General features: G+C 70.8%; 7 protein-coding genes. All 7 read right to left on the reverse strand.

Annotated elements, in window-relative coordinates; translation table 11 throughout:
- Window positions 1-2567, reverse strand: a 2567-nt coding sequence (locus AC1DXV_RS30255) for a baseplate J/gp47 family protein (protein ID WP_477937148.1), incomplete at its 3' end; no start/stop codon positions are given.
- An 82-nt stretch (window positions 2568-2649) separates the two neighbouring features.
- A complete protein-coding gene (locus tag AC1DXV_RS30260; protein ID WP_477868718.1) occupies window positions 2650-3093 on the reverse strand; it encodes a GPW/gp25 family protein in 444 nt (147 codons plus the stop codon).
- Window positions 3086-3385, reverse strand: coding sequence for a PAAR domain-containing protein (locus AC1DXV_RS30265; protein WP_465113107.1), 300 nt, complete (start codon window positions 3383-3385; stop codon window positions 3086-3088). Before AC1DXV_RS30265 ends, AC1DXV_RS30260 begins: the two co-directional genes overlap by 8 nt.
- An 18-nt stretch (window positions 3386-3403) precedes the next feature.
- A complete protein-coding gene (vgrG, locus tag AC1DXV_RS30270) occupies window positions 3404-5200 on the reverse strand; it encodes a type VI secretion system tip protein VgrG (protein WP_477868720.1) in 1797 nt (598 codons plus the stop codon).
- Between the two features lie 14 nt (window positions 5201-5214).
- Window positions 5215-5910: a CIS tube protein gene (locus AC1DXV_RS30275; protein ID WP_477937150.1), complete on the reverse strand. Its 696-nt coding sequence runs from the start codon at window positions 5908-5910 to the stop codon at window positions 5215-5217.
- 172 nt (window positions 5911-6082) lie between these two features.
- Window positions 6083-6253 (reverse strand): DUF5908 family protein, encoded by a 171-nt coding sequence (locus AC1DXV_RS30280; protein WP_477874776.1) that lies wholly within the window; start codon window positions 6251-6253, stop codon window positions 6083-6085.
- Between the two features lie 8 nt (window positions 6254-6261).
- On the reverse strand, window positions 6262-6784 hold a 523-nt coding region (locus tag AC1DXV_RS30285), incomplete at its 5' end, for a phage tail protein (RefSeq protein WP_477937152.1).

Below are 6784 nucleotides of genomic sequence, written 5' to 3' on the forward strand. Positions count from 1 at the left end.
ATGTAGAGGTTGCCGTCGTCGCCCGGCCGCGGCAGCAGCCCGTGGCTCGCGCCGGCCGCCGCCGAATGCAGCGTGTCGACGCCGAACGGGTGCAGGTGCAGCAGGCGCTCCACGTCCGGCGCGGCCTCCGTCCCCTTCTCTGTCACGTTCTCGCTCGGGCTTTGCGCGCCGGGCCGTATCACGCCCGCGGCCTCGTAGCTCAGCGTCAGCCGCTCGATCAGCGGCGTGTACGGCGGGTTCGGCAGCGGCGGGCGGCGGCGCGCGCGCAGGTTCCTGCGCGCGTTCGCGGTGACGGTATCGGCCAGCACCATCGGGTAGGCGGMATGGCCGAAGGCGCCGCGCGGGCCGGTGAGCTGCAGCCGGTACAGGCCGTTGCGCGGCAGCGGCCCGTCCCACTCCGCGGGGTCGCTCGCACGGCTGTGCTTGCGCACCGAGCCGGGGTCGACCTCGATCGCCAGCATCGGCTGCAGGCAGGCGGCGGCATCCGGCGGCGCGAACAGCGGCTGCTGCGCCGAGGCCCCGCTGCACGGCTGCCACAGCCCGTCGCGCAGGATCGCCAGCGCGGCCGTGAAATCGCCGCGGCGCTGCTCGTCGGGGTAGCCGCGGTAGTGCGTGTCGAAGCCGCCGGCGTCGGGCGGCAGGCCGCCCCATTCGAGCTGCATCGACAGCCGCTGGATGTTCTTGCACGCCACCTCGCGCGCGCCGACCACCAGGTACGACGACAGCGTCGGCAGCGGGCCGAACGGGTGGAAGGCCTTGGTCGGGTCGAGCCGGCCGAGGTTGTTGTGCAGCACGATGTCGCGCACGCCGCTGGCGCTGACGCGCAGCCGGGCCTCGGTGAGCGGCTGGTCGGCCAGCAGCGAGTACGGGTAGAGCCGGCCCTGCGTGCCGAGCTCGATGCGCAGCACCGGCAGCCGCGTCCCCCAGTCGGCGCCATGCACGGCCGGCTCGCAGCCGACGATCGCCGGCGCATCGGGGCGCAGCCGCAGCGTGATCGACAGGCCGCCTTCGGGCAGGCGATCGACATCGGCATCGGTGGCCTCCAGCCAGCCGTGCGCGCCACTCAGGTGCAGCTTCAGCAGGCCGTGGAACAGCTGCTCGAACACCAGCACGCGCTGCGGCGCCTGCGCGCCGGCCAGCAGCACCAGCGGATCGCCGACGCTGTGCGCCTGCGGCACGCGGCCCTGCAGCTCGCGGTGTGCGGCCAGCCGCATGCGGCGCAGTTGCGCCTCGGTGAAGTCGGCGCTGCCGGACAGCAGCCAGTGGCCGAGCAGCCGGCCGAAGGCAGTGCGCAGCGTGACCGGGTCGGTCGCGAAGGTGACGGCGTCGACCAGCGCGTCGAGCGCCTGCGCGCCGTCGGCCGCGCCCTCACCCGAATTTTCACCGACCGGCAGTTCGACGCGGATCCTCCGCTCGCCCTCGCGCAGCAACAGCAGCGGCGACGCGATCGCAAGGCCCAGCCGCGCATCGACCGCCCCGGCCCCGCCGCCGAACAGCGGCCAGGCGCTGCTGCCATCGGCGACGCCGACCGGGGGCCGCGCCGCCTTGGCGCGCGTCACGAAGCCGAACTCGCACTCCGGCGAGATCCGCGCATCGCGCTCCATGCGCAGCGTGCACAGCGCCGCGACGCGCGCATCGGTCACCACCAGCGGCGCCGCGCTGTGGAAGCGCAGCGGCTGGCCGGCCGCATCCTTGCCGGCGTCGAACACGGTGCCCTGCGGCACCTGCAGCAGGCGTTCGCCGCGCGCATCGCGGGCGCAGGCCAGGTGCACCTCGTCGGCCACCGGGCCGGCCGGGCCGAAGCCGAGGCAGTCGCGGTAGTAGAAATCGACGTGCCGCGCGGTGAAGCGGTTCACCTCACGCTGCGCCGATTCGTAGACCTTCAGGAACGCGATCAGCAGCCCGACCGCCGCCTCGTGCGTGCCGCTGCGCAGCGTGTCGGGCAGCAGCTCGCGGGCGAGCGCGCGCAGCGTGTCAATCGCGGCCAGGAACACGAAGTAGCGTTCGCGCAGCAGCTCGCGCTCGTCACGGCCCGCGGCTGCTGTCGCGAGCAGCGGCGCGCCGCTGCTCCAGATGCCGGCCAGCCGCTCGTGCGAGCGGCCCACCTCGCGGTCCTGCCAGCGCCGCTTGCCGAAGCGCTCGTGCACCCACTGCAGCTCGGCGCCGAGCTGCTGGTCGACCAGCTGGTGGACGCGCCCGCGGAACGCCAGCGAGGCCGCGTCGTCGCGCCCGTCGAGCGACTTGAACCACAGGTCGATCCACTGCGCGAGCTCGACCACCTGGGAGGCCAGGCGCGGCAGCGGTGCCGATTCGGCGTCGTGCAGGAAATCCTCCTGCAGCGCCTGCACGTCGATGCTGGCGATGCGCGCCAGCACCATCGTCACGTCGCTCGCGAACATCGCGCGCCAGTCGCCGGCCTCGCGGTTGTCGAGGTCGACGAAGCGCAGCTGGCGCGCGAGCGTGGCCGTCATCGCGACGCGGTCCTCGAACGGCAGCTCGTCGACGCGGAAGTAGCCGTCGGCCAGCGCTGGCGGGAACCTCTCGTTCTGCGAGGTTCCGGTGGTCATGACAACCCCTCGGCCGACGAGTACGTCGGCCGGTCCCCCGAGGGGACGAGGGCCGGCTTGGGAACGGCCCGGCGCTCGGCCCTCATGCCGCCCCCCCGCGCGCCGCACCGTCGTTCAGGTACAGCGGGTACACCAGGTTGTCGCGCACGTTGGTGCTGCGGATCGTGTAGTTCAGCTGCAGCTTCAGCACGCCCTCGTACAGGTCCGCGGTGTCGATCTCGACCTGGTCGAGCGTGATGCGCACCTCGAAGAACAGCACCGCCTTCTCGACCAGGCTGCGGATCTCGGTCAGCGTGCTCTCGGTGATGTTCTCGAACACCATGCGCTGCAGGCCGCAGCCGTAGGTCGGGTGCATCACGCGCTCGCCGGGCACGGTGGACAGCAGGATGCGCAGGCTCTCGCGCACGTCCTGCTCTTGCGACACTGTCAGCGCATGCAGCGTGCGGCCGTCGAAGGCCGGCGGGAAGGCCCAGCCGGTGCCGAGGAAGCGCTTGTTGCTGTCGAGGCCCATGGTCGCGTCATCCACCGATCAGCACCGTCGGCCAGCCCATCGCGATGCTGCCGCCATGCGCCGTCGGGTCGCCGATGCGCGCGGCCGGCTTGTTGGCGATCAGCACCGTGGTCGAGCCCTGGATGATGGTGTCGGGCGGGCCGACGCAGACCGCGCTGTCGCCGAGCACCGCGGCCGGCAGCTTGCCGATCAGCACCGTCGGCACGCCCGGGCCGACGATCGGCCCGCCGACGTGCGGGATCGGCGGCAGGCCGGGCGTGACCATCGGGCACACGTGCATGTCGGTGAGGCGGGCGGCGGGCGGCATGGCTCGGTTCCGTGCGGTTCAGTTGATCATCACCATCGCGCCCTTGACCACCGTCTGCCCGGCGGCCGAGAGCTCGGCGCTCGCGTTGCCCTTCGCAGTGAAACCGACCTGGGCTTCGGCGGCGATGTTCAAGGCGCTGAGCTTGATGTCGGCCTTGGACGTGACCGAGATCGCGCCGACCGCGTCGAGCGTGATCGTTCCCTTGGCCGTCACCTTGATGTCGCCCGGGCTGTCGAGCGTGATGCCGCCGGGCGCGAGTTCGACCTTGTTGCCGTTCTGGTCCTGCAGCAGGATGGATTTGTCCTTGTCGCTCAGCACGATCTTGTTGTTGCCGGGGGTGATGACGGTGATGACCTTGTCCTTCTCGTCGAACTCGAGCTTGGAGCGGCAGCGGGTGACGATGGCCTTGATGTCGTTGGCGGCCTCCAGCGGGTACGGCGTGGCCTGCTTGCTGCTGTAGAGGCTGCCGAGCACGACCGGGTGCGAGGGGTCGTCGGCGAAGTAGCCGAGCACCACCTCGTCGCCGACCTCGGGCAGGAAGAACGCGCCGAACGCATTGCTGGCGTGGAACTGCAGCAGCCGGGCCCAGATGCCTTCGGTGGCGGCCTGCAGCATCGGCAGCTTGACCTGCACGCGCTGCTCGCCGGCCGGGTCGCCGTCGAGCTTCATCACGATGCCGACCTGCAGGCCGTGCACGCCGGGCAGCAGGCCGGCGCCGGGCGGCGCGACCACGTCGGGGCGTTCGACGAACCAGTCGGGCGCCAGGCCGAACTCGGCCTCGGTGATCCAGTTGCCGTCGGCGATGTCGTGGCGCACGCCGGTGACGAACACCTTGCCGCTGAAGCGCGTGCCGACGCCGGCGAGCTCGATCAGCCCGCCGACGGTGGCGAGCGCCGAGCCCTGGAAGCTCATGCGCCCGCGCAGCCGCGCGAGGCCGGCCCGCAGCTGCTGCGCCTTGGCCCAGCTGGTGAGCGCGGCCAGCGGCTGCGGTGCGCCGGACTGCAACCGCCAGCTGGGCAGGCCGATCACCTGGGCGAGCGTGGCGGAGTCGATGTCGCCCTGTTTCGGCAGCGTCACCGGGGCGCTCGCGGTGCCTTCGAGCGCGGCCTGGCCTTTGATGTCCCACGAGAAGGCCTGGGCGCTCGCGAGCTGGCTGCGCGCGTCGAGGTCGCCCTGGAAGTCGATCAGGTCGATGCCGTAGGTGACCGAGAGCGCCGGCTCGGCATCGACCGCGGGGGCCTTGACGGCGAGCTTGCCGTCGGTGGCGATGACGAGCAGGCCGTTGACCTCGGCGCGCGACAGCATGAAATCCCAGTCGCTGCAGTAGTGCTGGGCCAGCTCGGTGTGGCTGAGCTCGGTGGCGTCGGCCTCGATGGAGAGGCCGTGGTCGCCGGCCAGGGTCTCGATGACGGCGCTGTCGGTCTGGTCGATGAAGTTGGCGTTGTGCCGGCCGACGGTCATCAGCACGGCCTTGTCGCGGCATTCGACGATCAGGCGGGCATCGTTGTCGCCGCGCACCTGCAGGCCGTGGCGCACGACGAGGCCTTCGAAGATCACCGTGGTGGGGGCGGACTGGTAGCCGGCCTTGATCGACAGCAGCACGCCGGGCTTGAAGTGGGCGGCGTCGCTGAGCGGGAACTTGCGGTTCGGCATGTCGCCGTCGGCCAGCTCGATGCGGGCCGAGGGCACGCTGTTGACGCCGCGGCGCACCGAGATCGAGATGACCTCGAGGGTCTCGTCGAGCGCCGTGCCGTCGGCGCTGAGCGAGAGGCGCACGACGCCGTCGGCGTTGTCGAGGGGGGAGGCGGCGGGCATGGGGGGTGACCGGATCAGGCGGCCGGTGCCGACATCGCCAGCGTGGTGCCGGGCGTGACGGCCATCAGGCTGGGCAGGTTGTTGGCGCGCGCGACCGCGGGGGCGGCGGCGGCGCTGCCGCAGTGGTCGGCGCACAGCTGGGGCAGCGTGTCGCCGTCGACGACGGTGACGCTGGTGAGGCTGGCCTCGGGCTCGCGGTTGGAGACGAGCCTGGCCTCCTCCTTGCTCATCGCGCCGAGGAAGCTGAGGTCGACACGGGCGCGCAGCGGCTCGCCGCTCGGCTTGAAGAGGGTGTATTGCGTGTTCAGCGATTCCAGGCGGCCGAAGAAGATCAGGCTGCCCCACAGCAGGCGCACGAGGGGTGGCTCCTGGGTGTCGGGCAGGTACTGGAAGGTGACCGCATTGAGTTTCTTCATCTGCGTGCGCACGTCTTCGCGCTTGCCGTTGGCGCCGGGCGGGACGATGCCGGTGCCGTCGAGCACGAGGGCGAAGCTGACGTGTTCGTCGCCGACCGCAGCGAACTTCGGGGTGCCTTGGGCATCGCCCTGGGTCTTCTTCTTGTCGTAGGTGATGCCGGTGGTGTGCTTGAAGTCGGCCGGATTGATCTGCACGGTGAAGGTCGCCGATTCATCGAGCTTGACCGTGCCGCCCTTCAGCGTGAAGCGCGTCATCACCAGGTGCGTGAGTTGGCCGAGGCGGTCGGTTGGCATTTGTTTTCGTCTGTCTGTCTGTTTGTTGGCTTGGTGCGCGGGGGCGGAGGGGGCGGGGGCGGGCGGTGGGGGGGTACCCCGTTCGGGCTGAGCTTGTCGAAGCCTTGGCTCGATGCGCGCARYCCCTTCGACARGCTCAGGGCGAACGGSTGCGGGGTGTCGAATGAGCCCATCACCGCTCCTTCTGGGCTCGCAGCTGCTGCGCCAGCCAGGTCTTGCACTCGGACAGCAGCTGCTCGCGCAAGCGCTGCAGCTCGGCCGAAGAAACCCCCTGCCGCTGCGGCACCACGGGAGCCGCATGGACCTGCGAACGGATCAGCAGTTGACGCACCTCGATGCTCATCAGAGTCCTCAATACATCCGGTTCGAACGGGCATAGGCCAGCTCGATCTTCTCCATCGCCACCTCGTTGCGGGTGGACTGGAACCCGTCGATCTCCCACTTCACCGGCCAGGCGTTCTCCACCGTCCAGCAACGCAGCGGATCGCCCGCCGCATCGAGCAGGAAGACGTGCACCAGCAACGGATCGATCGGCTTCACGAAACCACCGTCCAGCACCTGCTGGCACCACTTCACCAGGCGCGACTCCTTCGCCGCGATGCCCCGCTTCAGCACCAGCCGCGGATGCTTGATCGACTTCGGCAGCACATGCGCGAAACCGTTCAGCCCGCCCTCGTTCACCGTCTCGGTCTCGATCTCGGGACCGATCCCGCTGACCTCGCGGAACGCACCGTCCGAGTCCTTCGGGTTCGCACCGAACGAGACCGCGAAATGGAAGGCCACCGGCGGATAGAAACCCTGCGTGACGCGCAGTTTCGCCTTCGCCGCCTGCAAGGCCTGCGGCGTGATGCCGCCGCCCGCCACGCCGCCGCCC

Source organism: Rhizobacter sp. P3_C12, assembly GCF_056402735.1.

What these genes read in the sequence shown, in the direction of transcription:
- AC1DXV_RS30265 (WP_465113107.1), bottom strand. Translation starts at nt 3,385, where the DNA reads ATGCCGCCCGCCGCCCGCCTCACCGACATGCACGTGTGCCCGATGGTC.
- AC1DXV_RS30275 (WP_477937150.1), bottom strand. Translation starts at nt 5,910, where the DNA reads ATGCCAACCGACCGCCTCGGCCAACTCACGCACCTGGTGATGACGCGC.
- AC1DXV_RS30280 (WP_477874776.1), bottom strand. Translation starts at nt 6,253, where the DNA reads ATGAGCATCGAGGTGCGTCAACTGCTGATCCGTTCGCAGGTCCATGCG.
- vgrG (WP_477868720.1), bottom strand. Translation starts at nt 5,200, where the DNA reads ATGCCCGCCGCCTCCCCCCTCGACAACGCCGACGGCGTCGTGCGCCTC.